The 18898-nt window shown below is 71.6% G+C and carries 20 protein-coding genes; 5 read left to right on the top strand and 15 right to left on the bottom strand.

The window, feature by feature from the left end:
- Window positions 1-15 precede the first annotated feature (15 nt).
- The 11 genes from KLP28_01740 to KLP28_01790 form a co-directional block, all read right to left on the bottom strand.
- Window positions 16-255: a hypothetical protein gene (locus tag KLP28_01740; GenBank protein ID QWC85530.1), complete on the bottom strand. Its 240-nt coding sequence runs from the start codon at window positions 253-255 to the stop codon at window positions 16-18.
- 200 nt (window positions 256-455) lie between these two features.
- Window positions 456-638, bottom strand: coding sequence for a hypothetical protein (locus KLP28_01745; protein QWC85531.1), 183 nt, complete (start codon window positions 636-638; stop codon window positions 456-458).
- The gene (locus KLP28_01750; protein ID QWC85532.1) at window positions 631-1470 is read right to left on the bottom strand and encodes a hypothetical protein; all 840 of its coding nucleotides are present in this window, start codon (window positions 1468-1470) and stop codon (window positions 631-633) included. Before KLP28_01750 ends, KLP28_01745 begins: the two co-directional genes overlap by 8 nt.
- Window positions 1467-1787 (bottom strand): WhiB family transcriptional regulator, encoded by a 321-nt coding sequence (locus KLP28_01755; protein QWC85533.1) that lies wholly within the window; start codon window positions 1785-1787, stop codon window positions 1467-1469. Before KLP28_01755 ends, KLP28_01750 begins: the two co-directional genes overlap by 4 nt.
- Window positions 1784-3091, bottom strand: a complete 1308-nt coding sequence (locus tag KLP28_01760) for a DUF3631 domain-containing protein (GenBank protein ID QWC85534.1) — start codon at window positions 3089-3091, stop codon at window positions 1784-1786. The genes KLP28_01755 and KLP28_01760 overlap by 4 nt, the downstream gene beginning before the upstream one ends.
- Window positions 3088-3480, bottom strand: coding sequence for a hypothetical protein (locus KLP28_01765; protein QWC85535.1), 393 nt, complete (start codon window positions 3478-3480; stop codon window positions 3088-3090). Before KLP28_01765 ends, KLP28_01760 begins: the two co-directional genes overlap by 4 nt.
- Window positions 3477-3815: a hypothetical protein gene (locus KLP28_01770; GenBank protein ID QWC85536.1), complete on the bottom strand. Its 339-nt coding sequence runs from the start codon at window positions 3813-3815 to the stop codon at window positions 3477-3479. The genes KLP28_01765 and KLP28_01770 overlap by 4 nt, the downstream gene beginning before the upstream one ends.
- A complete protein-coding gene (locus KLP28_01775) occupies window positions 3812-4060 on the bottom strand; it encodes a hypothetical protein (GenBank protein ID QWC85537.1) in 249 nt (82 codons plus the stop codon). Before KLP28_01775 ends, KLP28_01770 begins: the two co-directional genes overlap by 4 nt.
- A gap of 237 nt (window positions 4061-4297) precedes the next feature.
- Window positions 4298-5194 (bottom strand): tyrosine-type recombinase/integrase, encoded by an 897-nt coding sequence (locus KLP28_01780; protein ID QWC86731.1) that lies wholly within the window; start codon window positions 5192-5194, stop codon window positions 4298-4300.
- 152 nt (window positions 5195-5346) lie between these two features.
- Window positions 5347-6846, bottom strand: coding sequence for an RNA polymerase sigma factor (locus tag KLP28_01785; protein ID QWC85538.1), 1500 nt, complete (start codon window positions 6844-6846; stop codon window positions 5347-5349).
- Between the two features lie 130 nt (window positions 6847-6976).
- Window positions 6977-7684: a hypothetical protein gene (locus KLP28_01790; protein QWC85539.1), complete on the bottom strand. Its 708-nt coding sequence runs from the start codon at window positions 7682-7684 to the stop codon at window positions 6977-6979.
- Between the two features lie 132 nt (window positions 7685-7816).
- Here KLP28_01790 and KLP28_01795 point away from each other — a divergent pair, with 132 nt between their 5' ends.
- Window positions 7817-8254, top strand: coding sequence for a hypothetical protein (locus KLP28_01795; GenBank protein ID QWC85540.1), 438 nt, complete (start codon window positions 7817-7819; stop codon window positions 8252-8254).
- Between the two features lie 35 nt (window positions 8255-8289).
- Here the strand turns inward: KLP28_01795 and KLP28_01800 are convergent, their stop codons facing one another.
- Together KLP28_01800 and KLP28_01805 are read right to left on the bottom strand one after the other, a co-directional pair.
- Window positions 8290-9756, bottom strand: a complete 1467-nt coding sequence (locus KLP28_01800) for a glutamate--cysteine ligase (GenBank protein QWC85541.1) — start codon at window positions 9754-9756, stop codon at window positions 8290-8292.
- A 45-nt stretch (window positions 9757-9801) separates the two neighbouring features.
- Window positions 9802-10824, bottom strand: a complete 1023-nt coding sequence (locus KLP28_01805; protein ID QWC85542.1) for a DUF4192 domain-containing protein — start codon at window positions 10822-10824, stop codon at window positions 9802-9804.
- 130 nt (window positions 10825-10954) lie between these two features.
- Between KLP28_01805 and KLP28_01810 the strand changes: the two genes are divergently transcribed.
- On the top strand, window positions 10955-12322 hold the full coding sequence (locus KLP28_01810; GenBank protein ID QWC85543.1) for a DNA polymerase IV: 1368 nt from the start codon (window positions 10955-10957) through the stop codon (window positions 12320-12322).
- A 287-nt stretch (window positions 12323-12609) separates the two neighbouring features.
- Window positions 12610-13530 carry a sigma-70 family RNA polymerase sigma factor gene (locus KLP28_01815; GenBank protein ID QWC86732.1) on the top strand — a complete coding sequence of 307 codons (921 nt, stop codon included), beginning with the start codon at window positions 12610-12612 and terminating at the stop codon, window positions 13528-13530.
- A gap of 25 nt (window positions 13531-13555) precedes the next feature.
- Here KLP28_01815 and coaE read toward each other — a convergent pair whose 3' ends face one another.
- Window positions 13556-14155: a dephospho-CoA kinase, long form gene (gene coaE / locus KLP28_01820; GenBank protein QWC85544.1), complete on the bottom strand. Its 600-nt coding sequence runs from the start codon at window positions 14153-14155 to the stop codon at window positions 13556-13558.
- 148 nt (window positions 14156-14303) lie between these two features.
- Here coaE and KLP28_01825 point away from each other — a divergent pair, with 148 nt between their 5' ends.
- Entirely contained in the window at window positions 14304-15920 is a 1617-nt protein-coding gene (locus tag KLP28_01825; GenBank protein QWC85545.1) for a DASS family sodium-coupled anion symporter, read from the top strand.
- Window positions 15921-16118: 198 nt separating this feature from the next.
- Window positions 16119-17285 (top strand): AMP-binding protein, encoded by a 1167-nt coding sequence (locus KLP28_01830; protein QWC86733.1) that lies wholly within the window; start codon window positions 16119-16121, stop codon window positions 17283-17285.
- Window positions 17286-17373: 88 nt separating this feature from the next.
- Here KLP28_01830 and rpsA read toward each other — a convergent pair whose 3' ends face one another.
- On the bottom strand, window positions 17374-18888 hold the full coding sequence (gene rpsA, locus KLP28_01835; GenBank protein QWC85546.1) for a 30S ribosomal protein S1: 1515 nt from the start codon (window positions 18886-18888) through the stop codon (window positions 17374-17376).
- Window positions 18889-18898 lie beyond the last annotated feature (10 nt).

An 18898-nucleotide genomic window follows, 5' to 3' on the forward strand; every position in this document is an offset into this window, starting at 1 on the left:
ACGGAGACAGCGCGATCAACCATTGATCAGACCTCCCTCGATCTCGACCATCGCGGCGAGGTTGTCCAGCGCCTGCCAGACGCTCAGGACGTCCAGCGCCTCGGCGTGCGCCGGGTCTGCCGGGTCGGCGTGCTGCTCGGTGTAGGCGACGGTCGTCAGTAGTCCCACGCGGAAGCCGCGCAGCGACTTCGTCGAGGCCAGTGCTGCGACCAGCTGGTCGGTTGCCGCTGTCACGGCGGGTGATGTGGTGGTCATTCCGGTGATCCTTTGTCTAGTAAGTCGGTGGGAAAACGAGCAGATCGGCGCACGCATGGTGGCGACTGCTATTCCGTCGGTTTTGGTGGTGTGCGGGGTCGGGGGTCGCCCCCCAGGCCCACCGACCCCGGCGCGAGGCCACGCGGATGCCACGCCGTGGCGACACAGGGCACCCGACACGCGCCGAGATCGGTGGGAGTTCATCGGGGAGGCGGCCGGGTCTCGTAGTCCTCCGCCTGACGCGCCGGCAGGGTGCCGATGCCATCGCGCGGGATGGACGCCGCGATCTCTCTCAGGCTCGGCTCGCGGTGCTCGGTCGGATCGGTGCCGCCTCGCAAGTCGATGCGCCAGCGTTCGCCGTCGTAGACGTGGGACTCAGGCATCGGTCGCCACCGCCTCGCGCCGCATGATCTCGGCAGCGTCGGCGTCGAGTGCGGATCGCCGGCTGTCGATGGTGCCCCAGTCGTGACGGCCTCCGACTCGGCGTACACCCTGTGCTGCTTCGGCCTGCCGTGCTGCTTCCTCCTGCGCCTCGCGGTACTGCTCCTGCGCCTGAGCCTCGGTGACCAGACGCGGTGCGGCACCCGCACGCAGAGACTGGATGAGCGTGGGCTGCCGCAGCTCGGGTGCGCCGTAGTAGAGGAAGTCATCACCCGCCCGGCCGTCCAGCACCTCGGCCAGTCGCAGTGCCTTGACGATCCGCAGCAGCGCCTCCCACCTCTCGTGGCACTGCACGACCGCGACCCATGCGGTGGCGGTGTCCTCGCCGGCGCTGATCGCGGCGTCGCCGTTGTCGATGTGACCGAGCGTGGCGTCGGCTTCACGCAGCCGCTCGATGATCCGCTCACCCTCGGGTGCCAGGACTCGGGTCACTAGCCCGTCACGCTCACGGGCCAGGGTCCGACCAGCCAGGGCGCCGGCACGGCGGGAGGCGTCGGCCAGGGCGCGTGAGGTCAGCCCACTGTGATCGGCGGCGTTGCGGGCCTTGACCAGCGCCTCGCGGGCCTTGGCCTCGGTGAGCTCGCCGCGTGCCAGCTTGGTGACGATGCCATCCCGTGCGCCCTCGAAGGTCTGGTCGATCGTCTGCGAGGCGACCTTAAGCGCGTCGGCACGGTCCAGGTAGGTCTCGACGGTGGCGTCGAGGTGCTGCGTCAGGTTGAGCGCCTCGAGCTGCGTCCACAGCCCTCGGGTCTCGCGGGTGTCCAGGTGCGTCATGCGGGTGTCCTCTCGGTGGTGGTCGTGCTCGTGGTGGCCTTTCGGCCGGACGGGTAGGTGGTGCGGTCGGTGCCGCCCCACACGCCCCATGTCTCGCCCTGCGCGTCAGCGAACCGAGCGCAGGCGTCGAGTGCGGGACAGGTGCGCCGGCAGACCTCGGCGGCGTGCTCCCGGTCGCCGCGGTCCTCGCCGATGAACGCCTCGGGATCAGCCGCGCACGGCGTCATCACTCCCTCGTCGTCCAGGACGATCAGTCGTGCAGTGAGGTCGTGCCAGGCGGTGAGCGCGCCGGGTGCGATCTGTCCTGCGGTGCTCATGCGACCGCCTCGCAGGAAGGGTGCGTGGTGGCGCCGTCGCCGAGGTCGCGCATCGGCTCGTGACAGCCGGCGCACCTAGCCGGTTCGGCCGTAGTTGCCGGTTTCGCCGGTTCACCTGGGAGGGCGAGACCGAACCGACGCAGCGGTGTCGCCAGGGTCGCGGCGGTGTACCCGCGCTCTCGGCCACCGGGGCGTGAGGTGAGCACCCGGTAGTTGCTCAGCATCCGTCCCATCCGCTGCGGCGTGAGTCGCTTGCCGTAGGTGGAGAAATCGCCCCACATGTCGGGATGCTCGGCGACGAGAGCGTCGATCAGCTCTTCCGCGGTGACGAACGTCTGCCCTGGCGGCCAGACCTCGGCGACGTGTTGCAGCAGTACGACGTGCGGCTTCTGGCTCACTGCACCCTCCTCGCGGGCGATCTCCTGCTCCTCGACGTCCTCGACGGACAGCCGTTCGACCAGCGCCGGCCAGCGACCGCCGGCGGCGACGGCGACGCGCATCAGCGGCGCCCAGCGCTCGCGGGCTCGGCCTCGGACCTTCTCGGGAAGGGTCGGCCGCGTCGTACGCACCTCGTCGCGGACGGTGTCGGCCCACGCGGCAAGCTGCTTGCCGATCCCGCGGGCCTCGTCCTCAATCCACTCCCAGTCCGACTCCTCGATCTGGTTCTCGTTGTCGGGCATCAGCAGCACCCGCAGCGAGCGAGAACGGGTGTCCTCGGGCAGGTTCGGCTGGTTGCCGGCCATAGCGACCGGGGAGAACGTCGACATCTCCGCGACGCGCCAGCCACCCTCCTTGGACGGCACCGACACCGGCCTGGTGGCGCCGCGCTTGTAGCCGGAGTTCAGGACGGCGATCAGGTCGCCGATGCCCTCCTTGTCAGGCGAGAGCGACCGGTCGGCCTCGTCGATGAGGATCGTCCGCAGTCCGGCGTCGAGCAGACGCACGATCATCGCGGGCGAGGAGACCGTGGCCATCTGCACCGGATTGAGGCACAGACGCTCGAGGTGCTCAAGCGTTGTCGTCTTCCCACTCCCCGGCACGGGAGAGTCGATCAGCAGCCGCGGCGTCGAGTACGTCTCGACGGCGAGGTGCGTGTGCGCGGCCCACAGGGTCAGCAGATCCAGGTCGGAGTCCTGCACGGTCGAGACGAAGCGGCCGAACCACGCGCGGGTGTTGTTCAGTGCCCGTCCTGCGGCCCCCGCCCCTCTCTGGGGAACCGGCGAAACCGGTTGAACCGGCTGAACCGGCTGTGCTTGGAGCTCGGCCAGCTCGTCGAGGTAGTCCAGGGTGACGTCTTCGCTCATGCCGCGTCCCCCGATCCGCCGGCGTTGCGCTCCTTGGCCTGCTCGGTCAGCATCCGAGCGAGCAGGTGATCCAGGCTCGGCCCGTCGTGCAGTCCGGCGTCCTTCAGCGCCTGCTCCCACGGCGTCCGCGTCGGAGGCGGCGCGTACGTCCGGTCCGTGCGCGGCTCGTCGAACAGGTCGCGGACGACGAGACCGAGGGCGTCCAGCACCTCGACGTCCTCGCAACCGGCGAAGCAGTAGACACTCACCCGGCCGTCCCCTCGACGAACCGACAGCGTCAGGCCGCGGGAGTTGTGGACTGGGCACTGTGCGCGGGCGCCCCCCTTGGTCAGCTTCACGTCGACACCGGCGGCCCGGAGCGAGGCGACGATGGTCTCGAAAGCGGTCATCGGCCCACCTCCATGCCGGTGATGACCCCGACCGGGACCAGCTTCACCAGAGAGACGTGCGCGACCTGTCCGCGTTCGCGGGCTCGAGCCACACAGTTCTGCGCGGCGCCCGTCGAGCGGTACAGGTAGGTCCGTCGCAGGTCACGCTCAGAGTCGACGACGACCTGCACGACGATGCGGCCGGCGAGATCGAGGCACCACGCGTCGAGGTCGGCGACGGAGAGGCCGATCGGGGTAGAATCGACAGCAGAGACCCGGCCGCCCGCCTGAATCTCTTTGTCGCCCTCGTCGTGCAGCCGACGGGGGCGGCGTTCGTTGGTGGGGGGTGCGCTCATGCGGCATCACCGCCGGCGGTCGTCAGGCGACGGGCGCGTCGGGCCTGCGCGGACTTGAGCGCCAGCCGGGCGTAGTACGCCTTGCGAAGGTGAGCGGCGCGAACGGGATCGCCGCCGGCTTCGTCGAGGAACTTCTGGTCGAGCGCGGCCCGGGCAGGTGCGGTGCGCGCGGCACGGTCAGGGGTCGCCGCCCACGATGCGTGGGCGCCGATGCGACCGAGGATGGACAGCTCGCTGTCGGACATCTTCGTCTCCGATGAAACACGAACGCCGAGCAGACGACAGACCTGTCTTAGGTCTCCCGTTGCTCGGCGCGGCCCACCTGGGGACTTCTTGCCCGTTCGCCGGCTCTACTCGTCTGCGGACCTTCCGACCCACCTGGGGCGCGCAGACTTTCAGCCGACTAGCGACTCGATGTTCTGATGTGACACACACGCTACCAAACGCTGTGCCGGTACGACGCTCACCACGGCGTGTCGCGCCTAGAGGTCGCCCAGGTTCAGACGCCGGGCCTCCTCGGCCGCACGGGCGGATGCCTGGGCCTTGGTGTAGCGCATCAGCATGTCGGGCCGGGTCCATCCGGCGACGGCCATCAGACCGGTCTCCGATCCGCCCTTCTCGAGCCAGCGGTGCGCCGCGGTGTGTCGCAGGCGGTGCGGGTGGAAGCCGGCGACCCCGGCCGCGTCGGCGCGGTCGCGGAAGGACTTGTGCAGGGCGTCGTAGGAGAACCGCTTGCCGCGGTCCCCCAGCCACAGGACGTCGGAATCAGCGAGCCGGTGCGTACGACGCGCGCGCAGGTAGCGGTCGATCGCAGCGACGATCTCGGGGCCGACCGGGACGACGCGCCCCTTGCCTCCCTTGCCGCGCTCGACGGTGATCAGCCCGTCGGCGAGGTTCAGCGCCGGCACGGTGAGCGCCACGGCCTCCCCGGCGCGCATGCCGGTCTCGAACATCAGCCGTAGCAGTGCCTCGTCGCGACGGTGACGCAACGCGACGTTGGCAGACGTGCCGCGCTCGACGGTGCAGGTCTTGAGCAGCCGGCGCATCTCGTCCTCACTCAGCGGCTCGACCACCTGCTCGTCCAACTTGGGTGACTTCACGCCGAGGAACGGGTCGACGGCGATCTCGTCCTCGTCGGTCAGCCACGCCGAGAACCGTCGGGCGGCCAGTTGCCGGGCGCGCGCGGTCGCCGCTGCCGCGCCCTCATCCAGCAGGTGCGCGGTCCAGAGGTTCAGGCTCGACTTCGCCAGCGGCGGCACGGCGTTGCTCTCGCACCACGCCAGGTACATCCGCAAGCCGTCGCCGTAGGTCTTGAGCGTCTGCGGACTCTTCCGCTCAGCGCGCAGGGCCAGTTGCCAGGACTCCCCCAGGCCGCGCAGCTCGTCCACGGAGAGCGCGGCTGGAGGGGTCGACACGCGACTCACCCTAGCCGATATCTGGACTAAGAGCGCTGTACGGGTGTAGCGTGCGTGTCGCCAGGCACCGGAAACCGGGTCTGGCCTGCAGTTTCACCCGCTAGGCGCTACTAGCCTCAGTCCAGGTAGTCGCGCAGCACCTGCGAGCGTGACGGGTGCCGCAGCTTGCTCATGGTCTTGGACTCGATCTGGCGGATGCGCTCGCGCGTGACGCCGTAGACCTTGCCGATCTCGTCGAGGGTCTTGGGCTGGCCGTCGGTGAGGCCGAACCGCATCGACCCCACACCGGCCTCGCGCTCGGACAGCGTGTCGAGCACCGCGTGCAGCTGCTCCTGGAGCAGCGTGAACGAGACTGCGTCGGCCGGGACGATCGCCTCGGAGTCCTCGATGAGGTCACCGAACTCGGAGTCGCCGTCCTCGCCGAGCGGCGTGTGGAGCGAGATCGGCTCGCGGCCGTACTTCTGGACCTCGACGACCTTCTCGGGCGTCATGTCGAGCTCGACGGCGAGCTCTTCGGGCGTGGGCTCACGACCGAGGTCCTGCAGCATCTGGCGCTGCACGCGCGCCAGCTTGTTGATGACCTCGACCATGTGGACGGGGATGCGGATGGTGCGCGCCTGGTCGGCCATGGCGCGGGTGATCGCCTGCCGGATCCACCACGTCGCGTACGTCGAGAACTTGTAGCCCTTGGTGTAGTCGAACTTCTCGACCGCACGGATCAGACCGAGGTTGCCCTCCTGGATCAGGTCCAGGAAGAGCATGCCGCGGCCGGTGTAGCGCTTCGCGAGGGAGACCACGAGGCGGAGGTTGGCCTCCAGCAGATGGTTCTTGGCGCGCTTGCCGTCCTGGTCGATCCACTCGAGCTCCTCGACCGTCTTGGCCGAGAGGCGCCCGCCCTTGGCGAGCTTCTCCGAGGCGAAGAGGCCGGCCTCGATGCGCTTGGCGAGCTCGACCTCCATCTCCGCGTTCAGCAGCGGGACCTTGCCGATCTGCTTCAGGTAGTCCTTGACGGGGTCGGCGGTCGCGCCGGCGACCATGACCTTCTGCTCGGGCTCGTCGGTGTCGTCGGCTGCCGAGACCACGAAGGTGCCGGCCTGCTTCTCGTCCTCCTTGATGGAGGAGTCGGCCTTGACGTCCTTCTCGAACTGCTCGTCCGGGATGTCGGGGAGGACCTTCTTGCCGTCGGGACCGATCTCGGCCGCACCGGCCTCGACCACGACCTCGATGGTCTCCTCGTCCTTCGCGGGCGCGGCCTTCTTCGCCGCGCTCTTCTTCGCGGTGGACGTGGAGGCGGCCTTCTTCGTCGCGGCCTTCTTGGTCGCCGCCTTCTTCGTCGCGGCCTTCTTCGCCGGAGCGGCGTCGGCGCTCACGCCGGTGCGCGTCCGTGCGGCCGCGACGGCGCGCTGGGCCTGCGCGTTGACCTCGACGTGGACGCCCTGCTCGGCCAGCAGCTCGAGCAGCAGCCTCAGGTCTCGACCCGCCAGCCCGACGGCCTCGGCCGCAGCGCGTACGTCGTGCGCGACGACGAAGCCGTCGTGGCGTCCGGTGTCCAGGAGCGAGGCGACCGCGGGGTGCGCGACAGCCTCGTCAGGGAGTCGGCGTGGGGTGTTCGACACGCAGGACCTCTCGTGGTGATCGCAGTCGGGCGCGACAAACCCGGGACTCGTCAACAGCCGCAGCGGCAATCTTGCCACGGGGCTGGGCGCGGGCTCCTCGCGGGGCGTTCAGCAACCCCTCAGGCTCGTCTCATGCGCCACAGAAGGGCCTGTCGGCGGTCTGGACGAGGAACGCGGCGTCGAAGGTGTCACCGGTGTCGGAGCGCATCTCGACACCGGCGACGCGAACCCGCGGCGCCTCCCCGCGGTTCTCGTCCAGGGGCGCCACCTGTCGGACGTCCTCGTAGCTCGAGGGGTCGAAGACGCGACCGTCCTTGATCGCCGAGCCGTCACGCAGCAGGTCGAAGTAGAAGCGCGACCCGTCGGCGAGGAAGAGCTCGAACGAGCTCGAGCCGGTCCGGCAGACCGCCCTGATCGCGAGACGGGTGTCGTCGACGAAGAACTCCCCCGGACGCAGTGCCGCCAGACGCGTCTCGGTGGCTGCCTCGTCGTCGGTCTGCTGCTCGTCGGCCGCGGGGACCCCCGTGGGCGACGCGGACGCGCTCGCGGTGGCGGACGGCGTCGGCTCGAGCGACGGAGAATCCGTCGCGGTCGCCGTCGCGGTCGGCGTCGGGCTGGCACTGGGGCTCGCGGTGGGGCTTTCCGTCGGGCCGGCGCCGGCGCTCGCGGTCGCGCCGGCGCTGGGTGTCGGACCGGCGGTGGGGGTCGGGCCGGCGGTGGTGCCGGCACTCGCGGAGTCCTCGCTGACCTCCTCGGCGAGGCTGCAGCCCGTGCCGGCGAGGAGGAGACCGGCGCAGGTCAGCGACACCGGCGCGCGGCGGGTCGGCGTACGGGTCACGGGTGGTCCTCCTGGTCGTCCCCGCCGCGGGCCGGCAGGTGCTGTCTGGAGTCGGGCATACCCGCGTCCGGCCGCGCGGACGCTTGTGGATGACGGACCGCGGGACCCCGGTGACCGGGGGATCATCGGACGGTGTCCTCCATCTGTCAGCCCACCCGTGCGACGGTCCGCGGCCTGCGGCGTGAGGCGTACCGCATGCTGCGCGACGATGCGCGCCGCTCGGAGTTCCCCTGCCACCTGCGCGTGGGGCGGCTCGACACCTGGCCGGCGCAGGTGCACGCCTGCGAGGTCCCCCGGGTGCCCTCGCGGGACCTGGCCGTCGACGTCGCCGATGCCCTGCTGCTCGACCGGCGTACGCCCTGCTCGCCCCACGTGTGGCTGACCCGTCCCGGCAGCGCCGACACCGACCATCTCGACGCGGACTGGCTGGCGACGTTGCGCGGCACCGCCCGCGCCCACGACCTCCCGGCACCCGACCTCTTCGTGGTCACCCGCACCGGGTGGCAGCACGTCGGCGGCGCCGCGGGTCAGCGGTGGAACCGCCTGCGGCTCGTCCTGCCGCCGGAGTAGCCGCGTCCGGGCCCTGTCGGTCCCGTCGAGCCCGGTCAGGCCCAAGTGTGGACGGGCTCGTTCGAGTGCATCGCGGCGCGGTAGTCCTCGAGCACACCTCGCAGGGCGTCGGCGCGCCCGACCCCGCGCCGCTCCGCGGCCGCGACCTCGGCGACGAACCAAGACGCACCGTTGGTGCGCGTCGTGCAGCGGCCCTCGATGACACCGAGGTAGCGCTCGGCCACCTCCCGGTCGACCCCCCAGGCGCGCAGGCCGTCGTGGGCGATGGGCAGCAGTCGCCGCAGCACCAGGTCCGTGGCAGGCAGGTCTCCGACACCGGGCCAGTAGAGCTCGGCCTCGATGCCGCGCCGGGCCCCGGCGTTGAAGGACTCCTCCGCTGCAGCGAACGGCATGCGCGACCACGGCGGCCGCGGCAGGTCCACGAGGCCGCGGGTGAGTCCGAAGAAGAAGGCGACGTTGGCCGTGGTGTCGATGACCGTGGGACCGGCGGGCAGGACCCGGTTCTCCACCCGCAGGTGTGCCTCACCGTCGGAGACGTCGTAGACCGGCCGGTTCCAGCGCCACACGGTCGAGGAGTGCATGAGCAGCTCCCCGAGCCCGGGCACGCCGCCCTCGGCCAGGACCTGGTGGGGGTCCTCCTCCTCCACGACGGGCAGCAGGCCCGCGAAGTAGCGGACGTTCTCGTCGAAGAGATCCATCACCCCCTCGCACCAGCCCTCGCCGAACCACACCCTCGGGCGCACGCCCTGCACCCGCAGCTCCTCGGACCGTGTGTCGGTCGCCTGCTGGAACAGCGGGATGCGTGACTCGGCCCAGAGCTGACGACCGAGCAGGAACGGCGAGTTCGCGCCCACGGCCAGCTGTGCGCCGGAGATCGTCTGGGCGGCGTTCCAGTAGTCCCCGAACTGCGCCGGTGAGACCTGCACGTGGGCCTGCACCGAGGTGCAGGCCGCCTCCGGCATGATCGTCTCCGACGTCACCCGGAGCGTCTCCGCGCCAGTGATGTCGAGGATCACGTCCTCGCCGCGCTCGGCGAGCACGGCGTCGTTCAGCATGCGGTAGCGCGGGTTCGCGGAGATCGTGGTGCCCGCGACGTGCTCCTCGCCCAGCGTCGGGAGGATGCCGATGGTCACCAGGTGCACGTCGAGCTCGGCGGCGTGGGCCTCGGCGCGGTTGAGGCTGGCGCGCATCCCGTCCTCGTACGCCCGCAGCCCACCGCCCTCGATCGGGCGGGGCGGCACGTTGATCTCGAGGTTCCACTGGCCGAGCTCGGTCACGAAGTCCGGGTCCTCGAGGCGGTGCAGGACCTCCTCGTTGCGCAGCGCCGGCACCCCGGTGGGGTCGACGAGGTTCAGCTCCATCTCCAGGCCCGTGCACGGGTCCACGGCGAATCGGTCCTCGGCCACCATCAGGCGCAGTGCGGCCAGACAGGCACGCACCTTGGCGCGGTGCCTCGCACGATCGGCGCGCGTGAAGTGCTGCTGCTCGACGTCCGCGCCCATGGCCGCAGCGTAGGCGCCTGCTGCACGCTCGTGGCGTATCGCCGCTCAGCCGTGCACCTCCAACAGCTGCTCGCCCGACCACGGCTGCCACGAGGACGGGGGCACGGCCCGGTCGAGCGCCTCGGCGACGAGGTCGGCCAGCGAGTTGTCCGGGTCGCTGTGCTGCGACTTCTCCACCGCGGTCCAGGCCAGGGCGCCGTCGCCGTTGAGCCAGGCGAAGAGCGCGACCAGCGCGGCGGGCGACGCCGACCACTCGAAGGGGGTGCGCCGCAGCACCTGCAGCCACACCTCGAGGTGTCGGGGTGCGTCGGCGCGCGGGACTCCGCCCCAGACGATGTCGCGCAGGTTCGGCATCTCCACGAGCAGCAGCACCCGCGCGACCTCGTCGGCCGGACCCGGCTCGCCGTCGTCGACCCAGCGCTCGACGGTGCGTCGCAGCCAGGACGCGACCAGCCGGCGCGCCGGGCCCCGGGCCGGTTCCGATGTCGACGGCTGCGAGTCGAGCGCACGCTGGACGGCCTCCACCGCGTCGGCGTCGTACGCGTCGAGCAGCTCGGCCAGGGCCTCGCGCGAGGCGCGGACGACGCTGCCCCGCAGCACCGCGTCCGCGGTGAAGGGGTGGGAGCGCAGGTCGTACGCCGTGCCCTCGCCGGCCTCACCCACCTCCCCGGCCTCACCGTGGGGGACGACGGACCACCACCGCCGGCCATCTGCCCTGATCACGTCGACGACGACGAGACCGAGGTCGTCGACGAGGGCCGGGAGGAGCGCCTCGGTCACGGCCTGCACCGCCTGGGGGTCCTCGCTGTAGGCCAGCACCATCGCGGCGCGACAGGTGTTGGCGTGCAGGGCGTCGGTGAGCACGGCGACCACGTCGTCCCGGCCCGCCTGGTCGAGCGGGAGGTCGACACGGGCGTGGAAGCCCTCACCCCCGAAGGTCAGCAGGACCACCGAGTCCTCCGGGTGGAAGCCCAGCACCACGGGTGCCAGCGCGAGCGCGTCCGTCGGGTTGCGCACCGTCATGCGTACGGGGGTCGAGGCGGACAGGGACATGTCGTCTGTGGTCATGCCGAGGACTCTCGGACGGGCAAACCCCCGACGCACCCGTCCGCCCGGGCAGCGGTGGAGAACCCCCGCCGCGTGGCTCCCGGGAGGACAACCGGCCCGGCACTCCCCGCCCTCGTGCCACGATGCCGACGTGCGCCCGGTGCCCTCGGTCCTGCACGTGGACCTCGATGCGTTCTTCGCCGCGGTGGAGCAGCGCGACAAGCCCTCGTTGCGCGGCAAACCGGTCGTGGTCGGCGGCACGGGCGGTCGCGGCGTCGTGGCGACGGCGTCGTACGAGGCCCGGGTCTTCGGGGTCCGGTCCGCGATGAGCACCCGGGAGGCACGGTCACGGTGCCCGCACGCGGCCTACCTGCGGGGCCGCTTCGAGGTCTACCGGGAGGCCTCCGCGCAGGTGATGGGCGTCCTGCGCGCGATGTCGCCCCTGGTCGAGCCGCTCAGTCTCGACGAGGCCTTCGTCGACCTCGCCGCGGCCGGGGTTGACGTCACGCGCGCCTCGGCGTTGGTGGAGGTCGGGGAGCGGCTGCGTGCCGATGTCGCCGAGGTGACCGGGGGTCTCACCTGCTCGGTCGGGATCGCCTCCTCGAAGCTGGTCGCCAAGATCGCGAGCGAGCTCGACAAGCCCGACGGGCTGGCCGTGGTGCCGGCTGGGACGGAGATCGACCTGTTGCGACCGATGCCCGCGACGGCGCTGCCGGGCGTCGGACCGGCGACGGCCGACCGGCTCCGCCGCGCCGGCGTCGTCACGATCGGGGACCTCGCGGCGACCGCCGAGGACGACCTCGTGGCCCTGCTGGGACAGGCCGCCGGGCACAACCTCGCGCGCCTGGCGCTGGCCCGCGACGACCGCGAGGTGGTCAGCGACCGGGAGGCCAAGTCGGTCAGCAACGAGGACACCTACGAGACCGACATCGCCGATCCCAGGGTGCTGGCCGGGCTCGTCGACCAGCACGCCCGCCGGGTCGCGGCGAGGCTGCGCGCCAAGCGCATCTCCGGCCGGACGGTCACCACCAAGGTCAAGCTGCACGACTTCTCGGTGCACAGCCGCTCCCAGACCCTCGCGACGCCCACGGACGACCCCGACGTCATCAGCCGCCACGCCCGGGCCCTGCTCGGGGAGGTCGAGACCGCGTCCGGCGTACGGCTGCTCGGGGTCGGCATCTCCGGTCTCGCCGACTGGATCCAGGACGAGCTGTTCGCCACCGGGCCCGAGCCGGACCCCGTCCCGGCCGAGGTGGCGGCCGACGAGACACGAGCGCCCGCGGGCGCCCCCGCCGGAACGGCGGAGGAGTCCGTGAAGCCGACGGAGGAACCGGCGTACGCGCCCGGGACCGACGTCGTGCACGACGAGCACGGCCCCGGCTGGGTGTGGGGGTCAGGGCTCGGACGGGTGACGGTGCGCTTCGAGACCGCGCTGACGGGGCCCGGTCCCGTCCGGACCTTCGCCCTGGACGACCCGGCTCTCGCACCGCTGACCCGCTCGGCGCCGACCACGACGTGAGGCGGTGTGTGGACACGCCCGGGTGAGCCGTCGACCCTCTCGATGAGAACTCCCTGAGAGTTCCCGGAACCCGAAACGATCCAGCATGCCCGACCGTTCAAGCGGGCAAGGACGAGGCGGGAATCCAGTGGTTTCCCGAAGCGTTGTGCACAGCAGGAGCGCGTGCCGGTCGAACACTCCCCCGGGCGTCGCTCCACCGAGAAGGGAGCATCGTGGCCACCAGCACTGCCACCAGCACCGCCACCCAGAGCGCCTCCAAGACCGCGGGCGCCAGCACACAGCGCGAGATCGAGGGTCGCGACAGCGTCGGGCTGTACCTCGACGAGATCGCCCGCACCCCCCTGCTCGACGCCATCACCGAGGTCGAGCTCGCGAAGACCATCGAGGCGGGCCTGCTCGCCGCGAAGCTGCTCGAGGCCGGCCGCGTCGGCCGCGCGAAGGGCGGCGCACCGAAGCGCGCCACCCGCGAGGAGCTCGAGTGGGTCGCCGCCGAGGGGGAGCGCGCCATGCAGCGCTTCATCGAGGCCAACCTGCGGTTGGTCGTGTCGATCGCCCGCAAGTACGGCCGCTCGGCCATGCCGATGCTCGACCTGGTGCAGGAGGGCAACACCGGCCTGATCCGCGCGGTCGAGAAGTTCGACTACAACAAGGGCTACAAGTTCTCGACGTACGCCACGTGGTGGGTGCGTCAGGCCATCACCCGCGGCATCGCGCAGCAGGCACGCGTGGTGCGGCTCCCCGTCCACGTCGTCGAGGAGCTCAACCAGGTCAACGCCGTGCGCCGCACCCTGGAGCGTCAGCTCGGGCACGTGCCGGACCCCGAGGAGATCTCGGCCGAGCTCGGCATGGACATCGACCGGGTCCTCGACCTGCTCGCCTGGGGCCGTGACCACGTCAGCCTGGACACGCCCGTCGACGAGGACGGTGACACCTCCCTGGGTGACCTGATCGCCCAGGACGCCTCGCCCGGGCCGGACCTCGCGGTGCTCGACACCGAGTCCCGCGACCGGCTCAACGCGCTGGTGGACCAGCTCGACGAGCGGTCGGCCGACATCATCCGGTCCCGCTACGGCCTCGGTGACGGTCGCCAGCACAAGCTGGCGGACATCGGCGCCAAGCACGGCATCTCCGCCGAGCGCGTACGCCAGCTCGAGCGTGAGGCCCTGGCCCGTCTGCGCGGGTTCGCCGACCCCGACCTGGCGGCCTGAGCAGCCCGGTCCCCGGGTGCCGGTCTCAGTGCCGGCCCTGCAGCTCCGCGACGACCTCCGTCACCCGGTGACGGAGGTCGTCGTACGTCCCGGAGTTGTCGATGACGTGCGTCGCCGCGGCGAGACGCTCCTCGCGGGAGGCCTGGGCGGCGATGCGCGACCGGGCCTCGTCCTCGGTCCACCCGCGGTTCTCGACCATGCGCCGCACCTGGGTGGCCTCGTCGACGTCCACGACGAGCACGGCGTCGAAGTCTCCCGCCTGGCCCGTCTCCACCAGCAGCGGGATGTCGTGCACGACCAGTGCGCCGGGGTCGCTGTCGGTGCGCATGCGCGCCTTCTCGGCGCCCAGGGCCCGGACGCGAGGATGGATGATCGCCTCCAGCCGTCGCCGGGCGTCCTCGTCGCCGAAGACGATCCGCCCGACCGCCGGACGGTCCATCGCGCCGTCCGCGTCGAGCACCTGCTCCCCGAACTCCTCGACCACGGCCGCGAGCCCGGCGGTACCGGGCGCCACGGCCTCACGGGCGAGCTGGTCGGCGTCGATGACGTACGCCCCGTGCTCGGCCAGCATGGCCGAGACGGTGCTCTTGCCCGAGGCGATGCCGCCCGTGAGTCCGATGCGCATGGTCCGACCCTAGGACTGCACGCCGGGGACGGCCGGCCCCGGCCCTGGCGGCACAGGTGCTCCGAACCCCCTCACGGGTGAGGCGCATCACCCTCGCCGCGGTGGGTAGGAGGCGCGGAACCACGTGCGGAGACCCGTCGGAGGACCCATGAGCGAGACGACCACGGCCCGCACGCCCGCCGGGGAGCACGGTGACGGAGACGGCGGGCAGGACACCTCCGGTGAGGACCGCCGCTCCCCCGTGCTGACCGCCGGCCTCCTGGGTCTGGGCGTGCTCCTCGGAGGCGCGACGTACGCCGCGCTGCTCGGGGCCGACCTCAGCCCCGGCGCCCGCGTCACCGCCGCCCTCGGCGTGCTGATGGCGGTGTGGTGGATGACCGAGGCGATCCCGCTGGCCGCGACCGCCCTGCTCCCGCTGGTGGTCGTGCCGGCCTTGACGCAGCAGACCATCGACGACTCCGCCGCGCCGTACGCCGACCCGATCGTCTTCCTCTTCCTCGGCGGGTTCCTCATCGCCATCGCCATGCAGAAGTGGGACCTCCACCGGCGGATCGCGCTGCTCACCCTGCGGCGGGTCGGCACCGCCCCGCGCCGGATCGTGCTCGGCATGATGATCGCGACCGCGTTCCTGTCGATGTGGGTCTCCAACACCGCGACCACCCTGATGATGCTGCCCATCGCCCTGTCGGTCCTGACGCTGGTGATCGACAACTCCGCCGCGGAGGAGGACGGTGACGCCGGGTCGCGCATCAAGGACGGCGAGGCCGTGCGCGAGGTCGTCTCCGACCCCGACGTCCGCGTCTTCGGCGTGGCGCTCGTGCTGTCGGTGGCGTGGGCCGCGTCCATCGGCGGTCTCGGCACCCTGCTGGGGTCCCCGCCCAACGCGATCGTCGCGGGCTACCTGGCCAGCGAGCTCGACAAGCCGGTCGGCTTCGCGCAGTGGATGCTGCTCGGCGTCCCGCTCGTCGTGGTCTTCCTCCTGCTGGCGTGGCTGCTGATCACGCGGGTCCTGTACCGCTTCGGGCTGGACTCCCTGCCCGGCGGGGCGGAGCTGATCGACCGACAGCTCACCGAGCTGGGTCCGATGAGCCGCGGGGAGAAGAGCGTGCTCGCCGTCTTCGCAGGCGCCGCGTTCTTCTGGATCGTGCCCGGGCTGCTCTCCAACGTCGACAGTCTCGCCGAGGCCGCGCCCGTGCTCGGTCAGGTCGACGACACGGTCGTCGCCATCGCCGCCGGTGTCGCCCTGTTCCTGATCCCCGGCGACAGCGAGGGCCGCCGGCTGCTCGCCTGGTCCGACGCGGAGCGCGGCCTGCCCTGGGGTGTGCTGCTGCTCTTCGGCGGTGGCCTCAGCCTCGCCGCCGCTGTGGCCGCGACGGGGCTCGACGAGTGGTTCGGGCAGCAGGTGCAGGGGCTCGAGGCGCTGCCGGTCGTCCTCATCCTGGCCGCAGTGGTGGTCATCGTGCTGCTGCTGACCGAGATGACGTCGAACACCGCCACCGCCGCCACGTTCGTGCCGGTGCTCGGCGGTGTGGCCGTCGGCATCGGGGTCGACCCGACGACGCTGCTGATCCCGGCCGCGCTCGCCGCCACCTGCGCCTTCATGCTTCCGGTCGGCACGCCGCCGAACGCCATCGTCTTCGGCTCGGGGGCGGTCACGATCCGCGAGATGGCTCGCGGCGGCGCCGTGCTGAACGTCGTCGGCGTCCTGCTCATCACACTCGCCACCGTCACGATCGGCCCGTTCGCGCTGGGGCTGGTCATCTAGCGTGCGGGCGTGACCCCCACGCATGCTGCCGCGCTCGTCGCCGCCCTCGAGCCGGGTGACCGGGTCGCGCTGCTGCTGCCGGGTGACCTGCCCGCCGCATCGGGTCCCGCGCAGGGCCCGAGCTGCGGCGCGGCGTACGTCGACCTCGTGCTGGCGCTGCAGTGCGCGGCACTCGTCCCGGTGCCGCTGGACCCGGTCATGCCCGAGGCGGAGCGGCGCGTACGTCTCGAGGTCACCCGTCCCGTGCTCACGCTCGACGACCCGGCGGTCGTGCCGGCCGTGCTGGCCGCCGCGCGGGCGCGAGCGGTCGCGCCGGTCCCCCTGAACCGTCCGATGCACTGCACGTCGGGCACCACCGGCGTGCCGAAGGGCGTCTGGTCCGGCCTGCTCGAGGAGGAGGCGGCCCGGGCCCTGGTCGCCGAGGAGCGCGAGACCTGGGGCTTCTCGGCCGACGACGTCAACCTCGTCGTGTCCCCGCTCCACCACTCCGCACCGCTGCGCTTCGCCGTCGGCACCGCCCTGGCGGGCGGCCGCGTGGTGGTGGCGCCGAAGCCGCGCGGCGGCTTCGACCCTGCTGCCGTCACCGCCACGATCGAGAGCGACCGTCCCTCGACGGTCTTCTGCGTGCCCACGCACCTGCAGCGCCTCTTCGAGCACTGGGACGCGCTCCCCGACGGGCCGCCGGACCTGTCGGGCTTCCGCCTGCTCGCCCACGCAGGGGCGCCCTGCCCGCCCGACGTCAAGCGCCGGCTGATCGCGACCTTCCCCGCGGGCTCGACCTGGGAGTTCTACGGCTCCACCGAGGGACAGTTCACGGCCTGCCGCTCCGAGGACTGGCTCGAGCGACCCGGCACCGTGGGGCGCGCCCGGCCCGGCCGTACGCTCAGCGTCGACGAGGACGCCGTGGTCTGGTGCGCGGTGCCCGAGCACGCCCGCTTCAGCTACCTCGGGGACCCCGAGAAGACGGCCGCGGCATGGAAGGACACTCCCGAGGGGCCCGCCTTCACCGTCGGCGACCTCGGCCGGCTCGAGGACGGCTGGCTGTTCCTCGACGCTCGCCGCGAGGACCTGGTCATCTCCGGGGGCGTCAACGTCTACCCCGCCGAGGTCGAGGCGGCGCTGCGAGAGCACGACGGCGTCAGCGACGTGGCCGTCTTCGGACGGGACGACGCGCGCTGGGGGCAGCGGGTGTGCGCGGCGTACGTCGGCGACGCCGACGCCGGCGACCTCACGGCGTACGCGCGGACGCGTCTGGCCGCCGCGCAGCGGCCGAAGGAGTGGCACCGGGTCGCGGAGCTCCCGCGTACGCCGACAGGCAAGGTGCAGCGAGCACAGCTGCCGACGCACCTGGCACTCCCGGACTGAGTCGCACCGCCTGGCCCGGACGCGCCGCGGGGCGGCACCCGGGTGGGTGCCGCCCCGCGGACGGTGGTGCTCAGGTGCTGCTGGTGGCTCAGGAACCGCCGCCGGTGAGCTTCTCGCGCAGCGCCTGCAGCGCCTCGTCGGTCGCCAGCGAACCCTCGCTGGAGGACGACGAGCCGGAGCTGGAGGCCTGGCGCGAGCCCGACTCGGGCTCGCTCGTGCTGCCGCTGTCGCCGCCCGAGCTGTAGGACGTCGCCTCGCCGGCCTCGATCTCGGCCTTCGCGGCGTCCTTCTGCTGCTGGACGTGCTGCTCCCAGCGGGCGTGCGCCGTGGCGTACTCCGCCTCCCAGGTCGCGCGCTGCTCCTCGAAGCCCTCGCGCCACTCGCCCGTCTCGGGGTCGAAGCCCTCGGGGTAGACGTAGTTGCCCTGCTCGTCGTAGGTGGCGGTCATGCCGTAGAGCGTCGGGTCGAACTCGTCGACGTCGGTGGCGACGGCGGTCTCGTTGGCCTGCTTCAGCGACAGCGAGATGCGGCGACGCTCGAGGTCGATGTCGATGATCTTGACCATCACCGAGTCGTTGACCTGCACGACCTGCTCGGGGATCTCCACGTGGCGCTCGGCCAGCTCGGAGATGTGCACCAGGCCCTCGATGCCCTCCTCGACGCGGACGAACGAACCGAAGGGCACCAGCTTGGTGACCTTGCCGGGAACGATCTGGCCGATCTGGTGGGTGCGGGCGAAGTGCTGCCACGGGTCTTCCTGCGTGGCCTTGAGCGACAGCGACACGCGCTCGCGGTCCATGTCGACGTCGAGCACCTCGACGGTGACCTCGTCGCCGACGGTGACGACCTCGGAGGGGTGGTCGATGTGCTTCCAGGACAACTCCGAGACGTGCACGAGGCCGTCGACGCCACCGAGGTCCACGAAGGAGCCGAAGTTGACGATCGAGGACACGACACCCTTGCGGATCTGGCCCTTCTGCAGCTGGTTGAGGAAGTTCTGGCGGACCTCGGACTGGGTCTGCTCGAGCCAGGCGCGACGCGACAGGACCACGTTGTTGCGGTTCTTGTCGAGCTCGATGATCTTGGCCTCGATCTCGCGGCCGACGTACGGCTGCAGGTCGCGCACGCGACGCATCTCGACCAGCGAGGCCGGGAGGAAGCCGCGCAGGCCGATGTCGAGGATGAGGCCGCCCTTGACGACCTCGATGACGGTGCCGGTGACGACGCCGTCCTCCTCCTTGATCTGCTCGATCGTGCCCCACGCGCGCTCGTACTGTGCGCGCTTCTTGGACAGGATCAGGCGCCCCTCCTTGTCCTCCTTCTGGAGGACGAGCGCCTCGACGGCGTCGCCGACCTCGACGACCTCGTTGGGGTCGACGTCGTGCTTGATGGACAGCTCGCGCGAGGGGATGACGCCCTCGGTCTTGTAACCGATGTCGAGGAGGACCTCGTCACGGTCGACCTTCACGATGGTGCCTTCGACGATGTCGCCGTCGGTGAAGTACTTGATGGTGGCGTCGATCGCCGCCAGGAACTCCTCTTCGCTGCCGATGTCGTTGATCGCGACCTGCGGAGCGTCGGAGGTGGGGAGGGTGCTCGTCATGGAGTGAATG

Source organism: Nocardioidaceae bacterium (assembly GCA_018672315.1).
GTDB lineage: Bacteria > Actinomycetota > Actinomycetes > Propionibacteriales > Nocardioidaceae > TYQ2.

Excerpts from the sequence above, each read along its gene's own strand:
- rpsA (QWC85546.1), bottom strand. The coding sequence starts at position 18,888 with ATGACGAGCACCCTCCCCACCTCCGACGCTCCGCAGGTCGCGATCAAC.
- KLP28_01765 (QWC85535.1), bottom strand. The coding sequence starts at position 3,480 with ATGACCGCTTTCGAGACCATCGTCGCCTCGCTCCGGGCCGCCGGTGTC.
- KLP28_01775 (QWC85537.1), bottom strand. The coding sequence starts at position 4,060 with ATGTCCGACAGCGAGCTGTCCATCCTCGGTCGCATCGGCGCCCACGCA.
- KLP28_01760 (QWC85534.1), bottom strand. The coding sequence starts at position 3,091 with ATGAGCGAAGACGTCACCCTGGACTACCTCGACGAGCTGGCCGAGCTC.
- KLP28_01800 (QWC85541.1), bottom strand. The coding sequence starts at position 9,756 with ATGGGCGCGGACGTCGAGCAGCAGCACTTCACGCGCGCCGATCGTGCG.
- KLP28_01825 (QWC85545.1), top strand. The coding sequence starts at position 14,304 with ATGAGCGAGACGACCACGGCCCGCACGCCCGCCGGGGAGCACGGTGAC.
- KLP28_01805 (QWC85542.1), bottom strand. The coding sequence starts at position 10,824 with ATGACCACAGACGACATGTCCCTGTCCGCCTCGACCCCCGTACGCATG.
- KLP28_01755 (QWC85533.1), bottom strand. The coding sequence starts at position 1,787 with ATGAGCACCGCAGGACAGATCGCACCCGGCGCGCTCACCGCCTGGCAC.
- KLP28_01740 (QWC85530.1), bottom strand. The coding sequence starts at position 255 with ATGACCACCACATCACCCGCCGTGACAGCGGCAACCGACCAGCTGGTC.
- KLP28_01830 (QWC86733.1), top strand. The coding sequence starts at position 16,119 with ATGCCCGAGGCGGAGCGGCGCGTACGTCTCGAGGTCACCCGTCCCGTG.
- KLP28_01750 (QWC85532.1), bottom strand. The coding sequence starts at position 1,470 with ATGACGCACCTGGACACCCGCGAGACCCGAGGGCTGTGGACGCAGCTC.
- KLP28_01770 (QWC85536.1), bottom strand. The coding sequence starts at position 3,815 with ATGAGCGCACCCCCCACCAACGAACGCCGCCCCCGTCGGCTGCACGAC.
- coaE (QWC85544.1), bottom strand. The coding sequence starts at position 14,155 with ATGCGCATCGGACTCACGGGCGGCATCGCCTCGGGCAAGAGCACCGTC.
- KLP28_01745 (QWC85531.1), bottom strand. The coding sequence starts at position 638 with ATGCCTGAGTCCCACGTCTACGACGGCGAACGCTGGCGCATCGACTTG.